This is a genomic window from Anaerococcus sp. Marseille-Q5996 (genome assembly GCF_946893725.1).
Taxonomy (GTDB): Bacteria; Bacillota; Clostridia; order Tissierellales; family Peptoniphilaceae; genus Anaerococcus; species Anaerococcus martiniensis.
This window is the reverse complement of the sequence record NZ_CAMPPE010000004.1, coordinates 144,436-159,233: the sequence shown is the minus strand read 5'-3', so window position 1 is coordinate 159,233 and position 14,798 is coordinate 144,436. Positions and strand designations below refer to the sequence as shown.

General features: G+C 32.4%; 15 protein-coding genes. 4 read left to right on the top strand and 11 right to left on the bottom strand.

Annotation, left to right across the window (positions count from 1 at the left end):
* Nucleotides 1-9 precede the first annotated feature (9 nt).
* The 5 genes from OC526_RS06685 to OC526_RS06665 all read right to left on the bottom strand — a co-directional run bounded on the left by OC526_RS06685 (nucleotide 10) and on the right by OC526_RS06665 (nucleotide 5,781).
* Nucleotides 10-1,251, bottom strand: coding sequence for a hypothetical protein (locus OC526_RS06685; protein WP_262122959.1), 1,242 nt, complete (start codon nucleotides 1,249-1,251; stop codon nucleotides 10-12).
* The gene (locus OC526_RS06680; protein ID WP_262122958.1) at nucleotides 1,251-2,114 is read right to left on the bottom strand and encodes an ABC transporter ATP-binding protein; all 864 of its coding nucleotides are present in this window, start codon (nucleotides 2,112-2,114) and stop codon (nucleotides 1,251-1,253) included. The genes OC526_RS06685 and OC526_RS06680 overlap by 1 nt, the downstream gene beginning before the upstream one ends.
* Nucleotides 2,104-2,475, bottom strand: coding sequence for a GntR family transcriptional regulator (locus OC526_RS06675; RefSeq protein WP_262122957.1), 372 nt, complete (start codon nucleotides 2,473-2,475; stop codon nucleotides 2,104-2,106). Before OC526_RS06675 ends, OC526_RS06680 begins: the two co-directional genes overlap by 11 nt.
* 117 nt (nucleotides 2,476-2,592) lie before the next feature.
* Nucleotides 2,593-4,098 (bottom strand): PTS transporter subunit EIIC, encoded by a 1,506-nt coding sequence (locus OC526_RS06670; protein WP_262122955.1) that lies wholly within the window; start codon nucleotides 4,096-4,098, stop codon nucleotides 2,593-2,595.
* 90 nt (nucleotides 4,099-4,188) lie between these two features.
* Nucleotides 4,189-5,781, bottom strand: a complete 1,593-nt coding sequence (locus OC526_RS06665) for a phospholipase D-like domain-containing protein (protein ID WP_262122954.1) — start codon at nucleotides 5,779-5,781, stop codon at nucleotides 4,189-4,191.
* Nucleotides 5,782-5,862: 81 nt separating this feature from the next.
* Between OC526_RS06665 and OC526_RS06660 the strand changes: the two genes are divergently transcribed.
* Genes OC526_RS06660 through OC526_RS06650 form a run of 3 tightly spaced genes read left to right on the top strand, consistent with a single transcriptional unit; the run spans nucleotide 5,863 to nucleotide 8,176 of the window.
* Entirely contained in the window at nucleotides 5,863-6,645 is a 783-nt protein-coding gene (locus tag OC526_RS06660) for a bifunctional hydroxymethylpyrimidine kinase/phosphomethylpyrimidine kinase (RefSeq protein ID WP_262122953.1), read from the top strand.
* Nucleotides 6,632-7,972: an MATE family efflux transporter gene (locus OC526_RS06655; RefSeq protein ID WP_262122951.1), complete on the top strand. Its 1,341-nt coding sequence runs from the start codon at nucleotides 6,632-6,634 to the stop codon at nucleotides 7,970-7,972. The genes OC526_RS06660 and OC526_RS06655 overlap by 14 nt, the downstream gene beginning before the upstream one ends.
* A 9-nt stretch (nucleotides 7,973-7,981) precedes the next feature.
* The gene (locus OC526_RS06650) at nucleotides 7,982-8,176 is read left to right on the top strand and encodes a hypothetical protein (RefSeq protein ID WP_262122949.1); all 195 of its coding nucleotides are present in this window, start codon (nucleotides 7,982-7,984) and stop codon (nucleotides 8,174-8,176) included.
* Between the two features lie 30 nt (nucleotides 8,177-8,206).
* On the opposite strand, the gene OC526_RS06645 is transcribed toward OC526_RS06650, so the two are convergent.
* The 4 genes from OC526_RS06645 to OC526_RS06630 all read right to left on the bottom strand — a co-directional run bounded on the left by OC526_RS06645 (nucleotide 8,207) and on the right by OC526_RS06630 (nucleotide 12,177).
* Nucleotides 8,207-8,446 carry a Veg family protein gene (locus tag OC526_RS06645; RefSeq protein WP_203127572.1) on the bottom strand — a complete coding sequence of 80 codons (240 nt, stop codon included), beginning with the start codon at nucleotides 8,444-8,446 and terminating at the stop codon, nucleotides 8,207-8,209.
* 94 nt (nucleotides 8,447-8,540) lie between these two features.
* On the bottom strand, nucleotides 8,541-9,923 hold the full coding sequence (locus tag OC526_RS06640; protein WP_262122946.1) for an aminopeptidase: 1,383 nt from the start codon (nucleotides 9,921-9,923) through the stop codon (nucleotides 8,541-8,543).
* Between the two features lie 8 nt (nucleotides 9,924-9,931).
* Nucleotides 9,932-11,773, bottom strand: coding sequence for a molecular chaperone HtpG (htpG, locus tag OC526_RS06635; RefSeq protein WP_262122944.1), 1,842 nt, complete (start codon nucleotides 11,771-11,773; stop codon nucleotides 9,932-9,934).
* A 56-nt stretch (nucleotides 11,774-11,829) separates the two neighbouring features.
* Complete coding sequence (locus tag OC526_RS06630; protein WP_262122942.1) at nucleotides 11,830-12,177, bottom strand: hypothetical protein; 348 nt, start codon at nucleotides 12,175-12,177, stop codon at nucleotides 11,830-11,832.
* Nucleotides 12,178-12,302: 125 nt separating this feature from the next.
* On the opposite strand from OC526_RS06630, the gene OC526_RS06625 reads away from it, so the two are divergent.
* On the top strand, nucleotides 12,303-12,518 hold the full coding sequence (locus tag OC526_RS06625) for a DUF1858 domain-containing protein (RefSeq protein ID WP_296141652.1): 216 nt from the start codon (nucleotides 12,303-12,305) through the stop codon (nucleotides 12,516-12,518).
* 28 nt (nucleotides 12,519-12,546) lie between these two features.
* On the opposite strand, the gene OC526_RS06620 is transcribed toward OC526_RS06625, so the two are convergent.
* Both OC526_RS06620 and OC526_RS06615 read right to left on the bottom strand, forming a co-directional pair.
* Entirely contained in the window at nucleotides 12,547-13,065 is a 519-nt protein-coding gene (locus OC526_RS06620) for an NUDIX hydrolase (protein WP_262122940.1), read from the bottom strand.
* Between the two features lie 74 nt (nucleotides 13,066-13,139).
* Nucleotides 13,140-14,789 (bottom strand): putative manganese-dependent inorganic diphosphatase, encoded by a 1,650-nt coding sequence (locus tag OC526_RS06615; RefSeq protein WP_262122939.1) that lies wholly within the window; start codon nucleotides 14,787-14,789, stop codon nucleotides 13,140-13,142.
* Nucleotides 14,790-14,798 lie beyond the last annotated feature (9 nt).

The following is a 14,798-nucleotide window of genomic DNA, read 5'->3' as shown; positions in this document are numbered from 1 at the left end:
CCTTAAAAGCTAAAATTTAAGTCTTATCTTAAATAGAATATCAAATAGTTTTATGCTTATCAAGAGACCAAGGATGTAAATTGCCAAATCAAGCGGAATTGAGTTTATTCCAACTATGGTATCTGAAATTATAACATAAAACAAACTTGTAAAACTTAATATAGCCAGGATTTTTACAAATTTTTCGATAGGATTTGAAATAATCATATATCCTGATTTTTCTCCACTTAGTTTTTGGCTAACAAAATATGCCAATACTGCCCACAGTATTGCAACAATTATAAAACCAAATAGATAAGCATATTCTTCCTTAGTATGGGTTATTGATATGAATGGTTTAATTATTTCAGGTATATTTGTTAAAAATCTTTCAAATTTTTGGTCTAAATTGAATAATAAATTTTCATCAAAAGCTGGACTAAAAATTGAAATTATAACTCTAATATTTTGCCAAATCAGTTCAAAACCGCCAAGGGCAACAATCATCATTCCAATATGGCCCAAAAAGTTTCCGGCAATCATCCCTGTTGATACAACCAAAATACTTGTACCAAACATGGTTAATATTAATTTACCTGCAATATTACCAATACGTGGTGTTCCAGCTATATTAGATAAATTTGAAGTCCCTAATATAAGCGAACTTACAAAAAGATTTACCAAGAATAATCCTAATCCTAGTCCAAAAACTATTAGGGCCTTCATCCATACTTCATCTCGTTTTTTCCATGGTAGCATGGTTGTAAATTCGTAATAAGGGAAGGATTGCTCCATAGATGTGATTAGAAATCCTATCACACTTACAAAAAATACTAGGGGTGCAAATAAATTTGCATTGTAATAATTATTTGCAATTCCTTTTTCAGATATAAAATGCATTGCCTGTTTAAAATTGTTTGCAAGACTGACTTTTTCATAATCTATAGATGGATCATCCTCTTCAAAAAATCCTGGGAAATAACCATCCTCATCTGCTTCTGTGAAGTGAAGTTTATATTTTTTTTGGAACTTATCAAAAATTTTTTTAGATTCTTCTATATATTTCTCATCGAATTTGCCATCACTTTTTGGCGCTTTTTCTCCAACATCTTTTGCCATACTCACCACTAAATTTTCTAAGATGTCTTCATTTCGCTTTATTTGATCTCTGGCACTTAATCCATTTAGCAAAAGAGTTAGTATTGTAAGAAGGATAATCCATACAGAAAATCTTTTCCATACTAGTTTAAATAAATTTTTTAAATCTTTCATTACTTAGCTCCTTCTTCCAAGTAAAAATAATCTTCTACTTTCATATCTAGCCTATCATATTGGACAATTTCTGGAGAATCTAATAGTTTTTCAAGATCTTTCTCCTCCATATCAATTAAAATATTATAGACCCTACCTATATGAGAAATTATTATTGCCCTAGACCTAATTTCTCCTGGTAGATTGTCTTTTACTACAATTTGGATTTTGTTTATATTTCTGTTATCATCAGCATTAGTTGTTGTCAAATGCCCATCCTTGGATAAATAATAAATCTCATCGCATATGCCGCTTAGGCCAGCAAGTTCGTGACTTGATGCAAAAACTGCACAATCCTTATCCCTGGCATCTAGCAAATACTCGATGATATGACGTTTATTGATTACATCCATTCCATCTAAGATCTCATCTACTAGCAAAACTTCAGCATTAGTTGATATTATTGTTATAAGTCCCAAAAGATTTTTCTCACCCTTTGATAGGTTTCTTACATTTTGATTTAGGTCAAAATTATATTTGCTAATTTCATCTATAAAAAACTTTTCATCAAATCTTGGATAAATTATTTTATAATATCCTGGGATTTCTTTGATTTTATCGTAGTTAAAATAATCAAATCTATCAGGCAGGTAGGCAATTTTTTCAATGGTTTTTGGATTAATAATCAAGGAATTACCATCTATTTTAAATTTGCCACTATCAGCACTATAAATTCCTGACAAAATTTTAAGCAAGGTGGTTTTTCCAGAACCATTTCTACCTACAAGTCCTGTAATATTTCCTTTTTCTAAACATAGGCTTACATCATCCAAAACTTTTTTGTTTGCAAAGCTTTTATTTATATTAATTGCCTCAACAATCATTATAATCACCCGCCCTTTCATACATCTTAATCACTTCATCAAGGCTAATGCCTAAGTATCTTGCCTCAATTAAGTCATCCTGCAATTTTTTATTTATCTCATCTACTCTATCATTTATTTTCTCATCATCAAAACAAATAAATGTGCCTATTCCTGCCTTGGTTTCTATAATTCCCTGCCTATCTAACTCTTTAAATGCCTTTGATACTGTAGCCTGGTTTATCAAAAGATTACGAGAAAGCTCTCTAACAGATGGAAATTTATCTCCATTTGAAAAATAACCCTTGGCAATAGCAAGTTTAGTTTGTTCAACAATTTGCAAATAAAGAGGTGTTTCAGAGTTTGGATTAAGTTCAAACAAATTATTTGCCTCCTATAAGTGTTTTGTGTCACGCCATACACTATTATAATTATAGCATCCTTATCAATTTTTGCAAATAAAAAACCATATTCTTCTACAGAATATGGTTAATATTATTTAATCATCCATGCCTAAAATTTCATTTATTTTTGAGGAATAAATGTTTGCCTTGTTGCCAAAGACTGCTTGAATTCCATTTTGTACTTCTACAACTGCAGTAGCACCAAGTTTTTTAAGGGCATCTTGGTCTACTTTTGCCTTGTCTATACTTGTAACTCTTAGTCTTGTAGCACAAGCTGTCACATGTTCTATATTTTCTCCACCACCAAGGGCATCAATTATTTGGATAGAAATATTTTCTAAATCTGAATTATTATTTGAAACTACATTTTCTTTTGAATCTTCTGTTTCAATATTCATACCTGGCACAGCAATTTTAAATTTCCTTACTAAAGTTCTAAATAAGAAATAATATACTAAGGCCCAAACAATACCCACTGGTATTACCCTTATCCAATTAGTTTTATCATTGCCTTGCAAAGGACCAAATAAAATAAAGTCAATTAAGCCACCAGAAAAAGTATTTCCTACTCTTACACTTAATAAGTCAGCTACAAAGAAGGAAACCCCATCTAAAAACGCATGGATTACATATAGCCAAGGTGCTGAAAATAAAAATGAAAACTCAATTGGTTCTGTGATTCCTGTTAAAAATGATGTTAGGGCAGATGAAAAATAAAATCCCTTATTTTTTGCTCTATTTTCTTTAGGAATCGAATGGTACATACCAAGGCATGCTGCTGGCAAACCAAAAATCATAGTAGCGAATCTTCCAGCAAAAAATCTTGTTCCCCTAGTATATAAACCCACATGATTTGGATCAGCTAATTGGGCGAAAAATATATTTTGTGCTCCAGAAATGACATCTCCTGCCACAGTTTCAGTTCCACCTAGGGAAGTGTACCAAAATAATGGATAAATTGTATGGTGAAGCCCAACTGCCCCAGTCAATCTTAAAAAGAAACCATAGAAAAATGATCCAATTGTTCCAAGATTTGCTATCCACTCACCCACTTGTTCTAAACCACTTTGGATTGGTGGCCAGATAATATAAAATACAATTCCAATCAAAATTGCAGTTAGGGCTGAAATAATAGGTACAAATCTATTGCCTCCAAAAAATCCTAAAAACTCCGGAAGTTGGATTTGACGGTATTTGTTATGCAAGCTTGTGACTATCAAGCCAATTACAAGTGCTCCCAGTACTCCGGTATCTATACTTGCATCTTCAGCTGAAAACATTTCTAGTAAAACTGCTATCGTTCCTGCATACACCAAATAGGCTACGGCTGCAGATAGGCCTGCTGTTCCCTTATCACCATTTGCAAGACCAACTGCCACTCCAATTGTAAATATCAATGGCAGGTTGGCAAACACAGCATTACCAGCAGCAGACATTATTGAAAATATGGTTTGAAGCCAACTAACTCCTAAAAATGGAAAAGCTGCAACTGCTGCATCATTTGATAGGGCAGCACCAAGTCCCAGCAATAGACCAGCTACTGGCAAAATAGCTATGGGCAGCATAAAAGCTTGGCCAAGCCTTGAAAATTTCTTAAACATAACCCCCTCCTTTATGAAATATAATATTTAATATTACAGCATGAAAACCTTATCTTTAAAATAAAAAAAGAGTACTTTAGGTACTCTTTTTTAAAACAAGGTTGCAAAAGGTTTGGCAAGTTTGCCTACTGCTTTTGTTGTTATTGGCATTTTTTCTACATCTTCCATGGTGATTTTGCTAGCAATATTAAAAAATATGTCAAAATCGCTTTTGATTTCAACTAGGGCAGCAGCATCTTTCATCCAAACTCCACATTCAAAATTTAAATAAAGAGCCCTATAATCTAGGTTTATTGTCCCTACAAAACCATAAGTATCATCAGCAAGCCATACTTTAGAATGGGCAAAGCCTGGCGTGTATTCATAAATTTTTACACCATTTCCTATGAGAGTATTGTAGTGGGTTTTTGCAAGGGCAAAGGCAATTTTTTTATCTGGTATATGAGGCAGGCAAATTCTGACATCGACTCCCCTTTTTGCTGCATTTGTAAAGGCATTTACTATTTCATCTTCTATAATCAGATAAGGGGTCATAATATATACGTATTCTTTTGCATTATTTAAAAATGTAATTATAGAATTTTTGCCATAGTATTCTGTATCCATAGGACTATCTGAAAATGGCATCACAAGTCCCTCACTATCCATGGCCATTTTTCTTGGCAAATACGGAGTAAAATCTTCCACATCATCTCCAATGGCATTCCACATTTGTAAAAACATGATTGTAAACGATTCGCAAGCTGAGCCTTTTAAACGAATACCACAATCCTTCCAGTGGCCAAATCTTTCAAAAACATTTATATACTCATCTGCAAGATTTATCCCACCTGTAAATGCATATTCATTGTCAATTACAAATATTTTCCTATGATCACGATTATTGTAATAAGTAGAAATGATTGGAATCATCGGTGAAAACACTCGGCATTTTATGCCCATTGATTCCATTTCTTTAGGAAAATCACTTTTTACTCTGGTTAATAGATTTGTTCCATCAATTATTAACCTAACTTCTACACCTTCTTCTACTTTTTTTACCAATTCTTCTAAGATTGTCCCCCACATATAGCCATAGCTAATTATAAATATTTCTATAAAAATAAAGTTTTTGGCATTTTTTATAGATTTTAACAAGTCTTCAAAAATATCTTCACCAACTGGATAATATTTTGTAGCAGTATTTTCATAAAGAACAAATCCACCCAGGTCATAAAAATAATTTTGAATATTGTAAAGCTCTCGGTCATCTTCTTTTAGGCTATCGATCATATCTATGTTGCGGTTGTGATATTTTCTGGAAATTTTTTCGATTTCTTGGATTTTTTTCTGCTCCTTTTTATAACCAATACTAAAATAGGCCAGCAAAAATACCATGGTCGCAAAAGATGGGAAAATAGCAATAAGTATAAACCAGGATAATTTATAGGATTCGATTATAGAATCCATATTTAAAATTATCAGCATTACAATTAAACTTAAAACCGTATCTCCCCCAATTAAAACTGTTGGGTCTATATCTAAGTGCTTGTAAAAATAAACCATAGCCCCAAGTTGGAGCATAATTAAGATGAAAAATACTCCAGCCCTTGAGAAAATAAGGGAAAGAATCGATTTTTTTGTTTTTTTAACATACTTATTCTTATTAATTTTTTCTATAATATTAAAACGATCTTCTGTCATAATATTATTATAGCAAATTTTAAACTTTTAGTTAATTGACAAAAGGCCTATAATTAATATCATATTAATAAGGAGTAAATAATGAGTAAAATTCTGTTGATAAGCGATTTTGTATCCCGAGGAAAGATCGCTGGAAATATGATGGAGCCTGTCCTTTCTTATAGTGGCCATGATGTTTTTTTTCTACCTTCAGCTTTGATTTCAAATAATTTTTCTATGGGAAAAGTTGCTATTTTTGACACAAGTGATTATATAAAAAATAGTTTACAAGTTTGGCAAGAACTGGATTTTAATTTTGATGTGATTTTTTTAGGCTATATCAATGATATGAGACAAAAAAATATTATTTTATCATACATTGAAAATTTAGAAAAAAAACCTCTTATAGTTTTTGATCCAATTATGGGAGATAATGGCAAACTTTATAAGGGAGTTGATGAGGAAAAAATAAATATCTACAAGGAATTTTTAGATATTGCAGATATTACCATGCCAAATATAACTGAGGCTGAGTTTCTTGGCCTAGATGATTTTAATAAACTATCTAAGGATGGCAAAAAATATATCATAACCAGCCTTGAAGATGAAAATGGATTTTATAATCTGGTTATTGATAAAAATCCCTATAAAATATATTATAAAAAAATAGACCATAATTTTGCTGGTACTGGTGACCTTTTGGATGCTCTTTTTATAAAATATTATCTAAAAATCAAGGATTTTACAAAAGCAAATCAGCTTGCCACAGATAAAATCTTTGAAATATTAACTAGGCAAAAAAATGACCATCCAGATGATATGGAAATTTTTGTAGAAGAGTACCTAAAACTTTTAGATGAGGAGATAGATTTTGCAGGAAAGTAAGTATTTCAAAAGGGCCCTTGCCATTGCTTGGCCTGCAGTTTTTGAATCCTTTTTTATAGCCTTAGCTGGAATCATAGATACATTTATGATTTCATCCATGGGTCCTGAGGCAATTGCTGCCATAGGTCTTACTACCCAGCCAAAATTTTTGGCAATTACATCTTTTTTTGCAATATCCAGTGCAGTTTCAGCCCTTGTTGCCAGGCGACAGGGTGAAGATAATCGCAGAAAGGCTAATCAAACTTTAGTAACTGCACTTTTAATTTCTATGATATTTGTAGTCCTTACAAGTATCTTGATGATTAGATTTGTAGATCCAATATTAATTTTTGCAGGAAGTGATGATGCTACTCACCTGATGGCCAAAGAATATTTTAATGTAATCATGCTGGGTTTAGTTTTTAACTCACTATCAATGATTATAAATGCAGCACACAGGGGTTCTGGCAATACAAGAATCGCCTTTGTAACCAACCTGGTATCATCGATTGTAAATATATTTTTCAACTATTTATTAATTGATGGAAATTTGAGTTTTCCTGCCCTTGGGACGAAAGGTGCTGCTATTGCAACGGTAATTGGTGCTGCAGTTTCAACTATCATGTGCTTTTATTCACTAACAAAGAGAAATTCCTACCTAAGCCTAAAAGAAATGGCCTATGGTGATATAAGGATAAGCAAGACCATTGCCAAAGAAATTTCAAATCTAGCTGTCAATATTTTTATTGAAATCATGTCCATGAGGATAGGATTTTTCATAACCGCCCTTACAGCTGCAAGGCTAGGAACTGATTACTTTGCAGTTCATAATGTCGGTATGAATTTGCTTTCACTTTCTTTTTCCCTTGGAGATGGGATGAGTGTAGCAGTTATCACCCTAACTGGTAATAATTTAGGTGCTGAAAGAAAAGATGAGGCCATAAAATATGGCAAGGCTTGCCAGCAAATTGGTTTACTAATGGGAATTATGATTTCTATAATATTTATGGTATTTGGAAGGGCAATATTTAGCTTGTTTTTCACTGATGCAAGCATTATAGAAAAAAGTGATATTGTAATTAGATATATTGGTTTTATTGTAATTTTCCAAATACTACAAGTAATCTATGGTGGGTCCTTAAGATCTGCTGGGGATGTAAGATATACCCTATTTGTTGCTATCATTTCTGTAACAATCGTTAGATCAGTTGCAACCCTAGTTATGGTAAATCTGCTAAAACTAGGCCTAGATGGAATTTGGATAGCAATTTTAACTGATCAAGCAAGTAGATTTATTGGATTAAGACATAGGTTTAAGCAAGGAAAATGGGTTGATTTAAAAATTTAGAGGGAAATAATGAGAAGAGTTTATAAATTTTTAGTATTTGTTTTGGTCTTAGGTGTTCTCACTGGATGTGAAAAGAAGGTTGAAGAGGTAAATCCTACCGAAACTACCACTACCATTATAGAAGTTGATAAAGAAAATAATGAAAATCAAGATACTGATGAAGATCAAGAAGACACTGAAGAAGAGAATACAGAAGATAAATAAAAAACTGATTGGTAAAACCAATCAGTTTTTTTATTCTGCAGAGATTAGCTCCACAGTTGATGTTAATATATCCGAATATGAATATGACACTGTACGTTCCACATCAAAGTCGTTATTTACTTTTACAGTAAAGACGCTAGGAAATGCATTTACAATGACACCTGTTTTTGTTTTTATACGTTTACGTCCCATATCAGCCTTGAGTATAACTTCTTTGCCGATATTTCTTTTGACTTCTTGTCTGATGTCATTAACTGATCTTTGCTCCATTAAATCATCCTCTCATTACATGCTAATATCAATTATACTTTCAAGGAGCATATAAGTCAAGAGTGTAATATTATACTAAATGTCTAATGGTGTGTCAAATATTTTTATAAAAAGCCTTGTAAGCCAGTACTGTTTGGTATAAATCAGCCTTGCTTACTAGTTCTGTTGGTGCGTGCATAGAAATAACCGGTGTTCCACAATCAACTACATCCATACCATATTCTGCAAGGATAAAGGCAATGGTTCCCCCACCACCTGCATCAACTGCACCAAGCTCGCCTGTTTGGTAGATTACATTTTCTTTTTCAAAAGCCATTCTTACTTCTGATAGATATTCTGCATTTGCATCATTTGATCCACCCTTTCCACCGCTACCGGTGTATTTTGTAAGGGCTACTCCACATCCAAATTGGGCTGTATTATCTATTTCTGATACATCTTTGAAATTTGGATCATAAGCAAGGGTTACATCTGCTGATAGGACTTTTGAATTTGCAAGGGATCTTTTTAGACTGATTAAATTTGCCTTTCCTTGGATGTTTAAAAGCTCAAGCACAGCATTTTCAAAAAATTGAGAAGTCATAGCAGTTGCTCCACGAGATCCAATTTCTTCCTTATCTACAAATAAGGCTACTGCAGTTTTTACTGGATTTTCTAAATCAAGTATTGCATTTAATGTTGAGTAGGTACAAACCCTATCATCTTGGCCGTGGCCAATTATCATGGAATTATCAAGTCCTGCATTACGCGCTTTTATTGCAGGGACAACTTCAAATTCTGCACTTATGAAATCTTCTTCATCAATTCCATATTTTTCCTTAAGAATTCTTAGAATATTTTTCTTAACAGGATTATCATCTTCATCTGTAAGTGGAATTGATCCAACAATTAACTTTAATTGTTCCCCTTCGATTACTTCCCTAGCTGGTTTTTGCAATTGTTTTTTTGAAAGGTGGATTAATAATTCTGATATTGTAAATACCGGTTCATCGTAATTTTCCCCAATAGAAACATCAATTTTTTCTCCATTTTTGTTAAAAATTACTCCATGGAGAGCTAACGGGATTGTTGTCCACTGGTATTTTTTAACCCCACCATAATAGTGAGTTTTAAAATATGCAATACTATTATCTTCTGAAAGAGGGACAGGTTTTAAATCTAATCTAGGAGAATCAGTGTGGGCTCCGATTATGCTCATACCTTTTTCCAAGTCTTCATTACCAATTACAAATAAGGCTATTGCCTTGTTTTTGTTAACTATATAAACTTTATCTCCTGCTTTTAGAGAATTTTCGCTGATTTTTTTATCAAGACTTACAAAACCTTCATCCTCAGCACGTTTTATAATCTCATTTGTTGCAAGTCTTTCAGTTTTTGCTATATTTAAAAAATCTATATAGTCTTTTGAAATTTCTTCTAGTTCGTTTTTTTGATTTTGGTCAATGTTTAACCAAACATTTTTTCTCTTATATTCCATAATTTTCCTTAAATAAGTTTCCAAATATTTTTAGTATAGGCTACTGGATCTTCTATTTCTAGACCTTCAATTAATTTTGCTTGGTCTAAAAGTAGATTTACAATTTCACATTTATTTTCATCATCTTTTGCATTTTCTAAAAGCTCATAGGCCTTAGAATTTTTATTGATTTCTAGTACTTTTTCTGCTTTTACAGCTGGGCCTTGAGGATTATTTTTAAGGGCCTTTTCCATTTCTATAGAAATATCTCCCCTTTGCTTTATCATAGCAGGAATGTCACCCATTTTTTCTCTAAATTTGATGTCAACAACATCTTCAGGCAGATTTTCTAAAAGTTTTTTAATTAAATCTTTATTATTTTCATCCTTTGATTCGCTCTCATCTTCTTCAGCAAGAGATTTAAATTTAAGTCCATCATATTCTTCTAGCATTTTTACTAAAAATTCATCTATAGGCTCATCTAGTAATAATACATCCTGATCATCATTGACTAGGGCTAGGGCTGGTGAATTTTTGATTTTTTCTATAGAATCTCCTGTTGCATAAAGGATATTTTCATCTGTTGATTTTGCTTTTTCTTTATAATCTTTAAGTGAAATTAGTTTATCTTCATTTTTAGAATAAAATAGCAATAAGTCTTGTAAATCTTCTTTGTTTGATCCAAAAGCTTCATAAATTGCTACTTTTATATTATTGCCAAATTCTTTGAAAAAGTCAGCGTATTTTTCTGGCTCATTTTTTTTAAAATCAAGCAAGTGATTACGGATTTTTTTGTTAATTTGTTTTGAAATTACCCTTAATTGCCTGTCTTGTTGTAAGGTTTCTCTGGAAATATTTAAAGTTAAATCATCACTTTCTACCACACCTTTTGCAAATGAATAAGCATCATCTAATAAATCTTCGCTGCGGTCCATGATTTTTACACCATGGGTGTATAATTGAAGGCCTTTTTGATAATCTTTTGAGTAATAATCAAATGGAGCTTTTTTTGGAATGTAGATTAGGGCCTTAAATTGAACTGTTCCTTCAGCAGCAAAGTGAAGCCATGAAAGTGGCTCATCAAAGCCAAAGTGTTGGTCTTGGTAAAATCCAATATAGTCCTCATCTGATAATTCACTTTTATTTTTTTTCCAAATTGGTGTTTCAGAATTTAGAACATCAAGTTCTTTATAATCTTCATATTTTGGATCCTCATCGGTGCTATCCTCAGAAAGTCTGGTTTTTGTAACTTCCATTTTGATTGGATAACGGATGTAGTTTGAGTATTTGCTTACTAAATTTCTAATTCTAAATTGGTCGAGATATTCATCATAGTTTTCATCTTCTGTGTTTTCTTTTAGGAAAAGTGTAATTTCTGTACCTTGGTCATCTTTATCGGTTTCTGATATTTCAAAACCATCAGCATTCTCACTTTCCCAAAGGTATCCAGTTTCATGCCCAAATTTCTTAGTTTTTACAGTAACCTTATCAGCCACCATAAATGCAGAATAAAATCCTACACCAAATTGCCCTATCAAATCTTTTATGTCAGAATTTTCTACTGAGTTTTTAAATGATTCAGTGCCAGATTTGGCAATTGTTCCTAGATTTTCTATTAAATCCTCTTCATCCATACCAATCCCGGTATCTTTTATGGTCAAGCTACGATTTTCTTTATTTGGAATAATTTCTATATAATAATCATCTTTTTGTGTGTCATTGTCTGATTTTAAGTCTTTGTAATATAATTTGTCCAAAGCATCGGATGCATTTGAGATTAATTCTCTTAAGAATATCTCCTTGTTGGTATAAATAGAATTAATCATCAAATCCATGACTTTTTTGGCTTCAGCTTTAAATTCTTGTTTCAATTTCTTCCTCCTTAGCACTCTATGTGTCTAACTGCTAATATTATACTAAGTAGACTTTAATTTTCAATTTGACTTAGCTCTTTTCCTTTAGCTACTAGTTCTTTCTGAATGGCCATCCTTTCTTTTATAAGCTCATCTTTTCTCTTAGCTAATTTATTTTTATTTATCATTGTTACAAAAATTAAACTTAAGATAAATATAACTATAAAAAAACCTACACTTTGATTAGTAGTAAGGGAAAATTGTTTGACAATGAGTGTAGAAATAGTTGATGCTATAAGGGGTATGACAAGTAATTGGAAAAAAGAAACACTTTTACCCAAATTATTTATCATTTCATTTTTTTCCTTTAATTCCTCTCTTAATTTTAAAATTTCTTCTGTTAATTTCTTTTTTTGATCCATAATATTGACCTTTCTATGATTTTCTATTATTATACTAATTGTCAACAAAAAACATAATCCCTAGTAAACCACTTGCTAATAACTGTTTTTGAAGTACCATTATATTAGAAAAAGGGGGCATAAATATGGAAGATACAAAACAAACAACTGGCAAAGTTGAAATCACACGCGATATGCTAATCGGTGAGATTATTCAAGCAAAACCAGAAACTATAAACACACTCCTTATGGCAGGTATGGGTTGTATATCATGTCCATCATCATTATATGAAACACTTGATGAAGCATGCATGGTACACGGCATGGATCCAGAATACCTACTTGAGGAATTAAATAAATAAAACTCGAGGCTAAAAGCTTCGAGTTTTTTTATATCTCAACATATCTATTATCAAGGCTTAAATCAAATAAAAATCTTAAAAAAGATTCCTTATAGTTCACAAATTTATTGGCCCTTCTTAGGGCAAGGACTCCTTCAAGATTTTCCCATCTGGCATCTGCTACTTCTTCTTCTTGCAAGATTAAATCATCCAAATTTATATCCGCATGTAGGACATAAAAATCATCAAATCCTAATGGGAAATTTGCAGTTAGGCTTGGTCTGATATTTGTAAAATCAATCTTTATTCCAAGTTCTTCAAACAATTCTCTTTGGGCTCCGATAGCTGATGATTCACATGTAGATACTGCTCCACCGCAAGTTACATCCCAAAGGCCAGGCATTTTTTTATTGTAAGTACGCTGTTGGATTAAAAGTTCGCCCTCACTATTAAAAATGCATACATGGACCACCATCCTATAAAATCCCTTGGGTTGGGCTGTTCCCCTAACATAAGTTTTTTCAGTTTTTTGCCTATTTGCATCATACAAATCCATTATTTCATCCATAAGCTCACACTCCTTTTAAATTATTACCCCATATGCTTTAAAATTTAAAAAATCCTAGCCTAAGCTAGGAGATTTTAATTTGCTTTCATAAATGCATTTGTAAGTCTTGGAATTACTTGTTTTTTACGGCTAAGAACTCCTGGAGCAGAAATGGTGCCATTTTTTACTTTATTGCCAAATTCTTCTTCAATGTCTTCTATGTGGTCTCCCACTACCAAAAGCTCACTAGTTTCATTAAATATATCTGTTAGTACTAAAACAAAGGTAGTTTCTCCCTTTGTCTCAATTTTTTCTTGCATGAGCTTTGTAATCTCATCACGAAGTGGTTCTAGTTCTTCTGGATTCATGGTCATCACTTGGCCAACTCTAACATCTTCCCCATTTATTGTGAAAGTTTTTACATCTCCTTCTACAATGTCTGTTGGAGATTTTTCTTTGAGACTTGTACCAGCTTTAAACATTTGATTTGCAAATTCTTCTGGGTTTAAGTCTGCAATCTTACTCATCCTATCCAAAATGCGGCGGTCAACATCTGTTGTTGTTGGTGACCTAAATAGCAATGTATCAGAAATAATTGCTGCACAAAGCAGTCCTGCAATTTCTTTTGATGGTCTAAGCCCAGATTCAAGATACATTTCAGAAATAATTGTAGCAGTAGATCCCACTGGCTCTGCCCTATAAAATAAAGGTGCAGTTGTATATATATTTGCGACCCTGTGATGGTCTATGATTTCTATAATTTCTGCCTGGTCTATATCATCAATTGATTGGTTTTTTTCGTTGTGGTCAACCAAAATCAATTTTTTCATATTTGATGAAATAAGATGGTATCTTGATATAGAACCAATTACTTTTTTATTTTCATCAACTACTGGATATGATCTAAATCTAGATTTTGCCATTGTTTCACGCACTAAATCTATGGTATCAGTGGTTGAAAAATAAACTAAGTCATCTTCAGTCATTACATGGCTTACTGGTATGGTCATTGGAAGCAAACGTGATGTCATAAATGTATTATATTCGGTAGATAAAATTGTAACATCATTTTCCATGGCATAATCTATCAAATCTTCATCAATAGTTGATCCATTTGTCAAAATAACAAGGGAAACTTTGCGGGTAATTAAATACTCCATATAATCAATTCGATTACCAACTATAACTATATCACCCTGGCTAAAATAATTATCAAATTCTTGATTGTCATCATTCATGGCCATAACAGTCATCTTACCATCAAAGGGTCTTTGATTTTCTGGTAGAGATAAGATTTTTGCTGATAAGACATCAATAATATTTTCAATCGGTGTATTAGCTCTGCCTATGATTTTATCATCCCAAACATCCATATAAGATTTTGTAATATTTGAAAGGGAAGCAATACCAATTATTTTTCCTTCATTATCAACAACAGCAAGGGAATTTGTAAGACCTTCTTGGAAAATATCCCAGGCAACCCTTACAGGAATTGATGGATCTATTGCGTAAGACTTATCTATATTTAAATCGCTTACCTGCAAAATCATAGACTCTTTTAAAATAGGGGCTTCTACTCCAAAATAATCTAGGACAAATTTGGTTTCTTGATTTAATTTTCCAAGTCTAATTGGAATAGCATCCACATCTCCCAGTCTATTTTTTAAATCTGCATAGCAAATTGCAGAAATAATTGAGTCTGTATCGGGATTTTTGTGCCCACTTACATAAACTGTATCTTTCATTATCTCTCC

Bases quoted from the DNA above. Each gene is read 5' to 3' on its own strand.
- OC526_RS06660 (WP_262122953.1), top strand. From the start codon at position 5,863: ATGAGTAAAATTCTGTTGATAAGCGATTTTGTATCCCGAGGAAAGATC.
- OC526_RS06670 (WP_262122955.1), bottom strand. From the start codon at position 4,098: ATGTTTAAGAAATTTTCAAGGCTTGGCCAAGCTTTTATGCTGCCCATA.
- OC526_RS06685 (WP_262122959.1), bottom strand. From the start codon at position 1,251: ATGAAAGATTTAAAAAATTTATTTAAACTAGTATGGAAAAGATTTTCT.
- OC526_RS06665 (WP_262122954.1), bottom strand. From the start codon at position 5,781: ATGACAGAAGATCGTTTTAATATTATAGAAAAAATTAATAAGAATAAG.
- OC526_RS06650 (WP_262122949.1), top strand. From the start codon at position 7,982: ATGAGAAGAGTTTATAAATTTTTAGTATTTGTTTTGGTCTTAGGTGTT.
- OC526_RS06615 (WP_262122939.1), bottom strand. From the start codon at position 14,789: ATGAAAGATACAGTTTATGTAAGTGGGCACAAAAATCCCGATACAGAC.
- OC526_RS06625 (WP_296141652.1), top strand. From the start codon at position 12,303: ATGGAAGATACAAAACAAACAACTGGCAAAGTTGAAATCACACGCGAT.
- OC526_RS06630 (WP_262122942.1), bottom strand. From the start codon at position 12,177: ATGGATCAAAAAAAGAAATTAACAGAAGAAATTTTAAAATTAAGAGAG.
- OC526_RS06640 (WP_262122946.1), bottom strand. From the start codon at position 9,923: ATGGAATATAAGAGAAAAAATGTTTGGTTAAACATTGACCAAAATCAA.
- OC526_RS06620 (WP_262122940.1), bottom strand. From the start codon at position 13,065: ATGGATGAAATAATGGATTTGTATGATGCAAATAGGCAAAAAACTGAA.
- OC526_RS06645 (WP_203127572.1), bottom strand. From the start codon at position 8,446: ATGGAGCAAAGATCAGTTAATGACATCAGACAAGAAGTCAAAAGAAAT.
- OC526_RS06680 (WP_262122958.1), bottom strand. From the start codon at position 2,114: ATGATTGTTGAGGCAATTAATATAAATAAAAGCTTTGCAAACAAAAAA.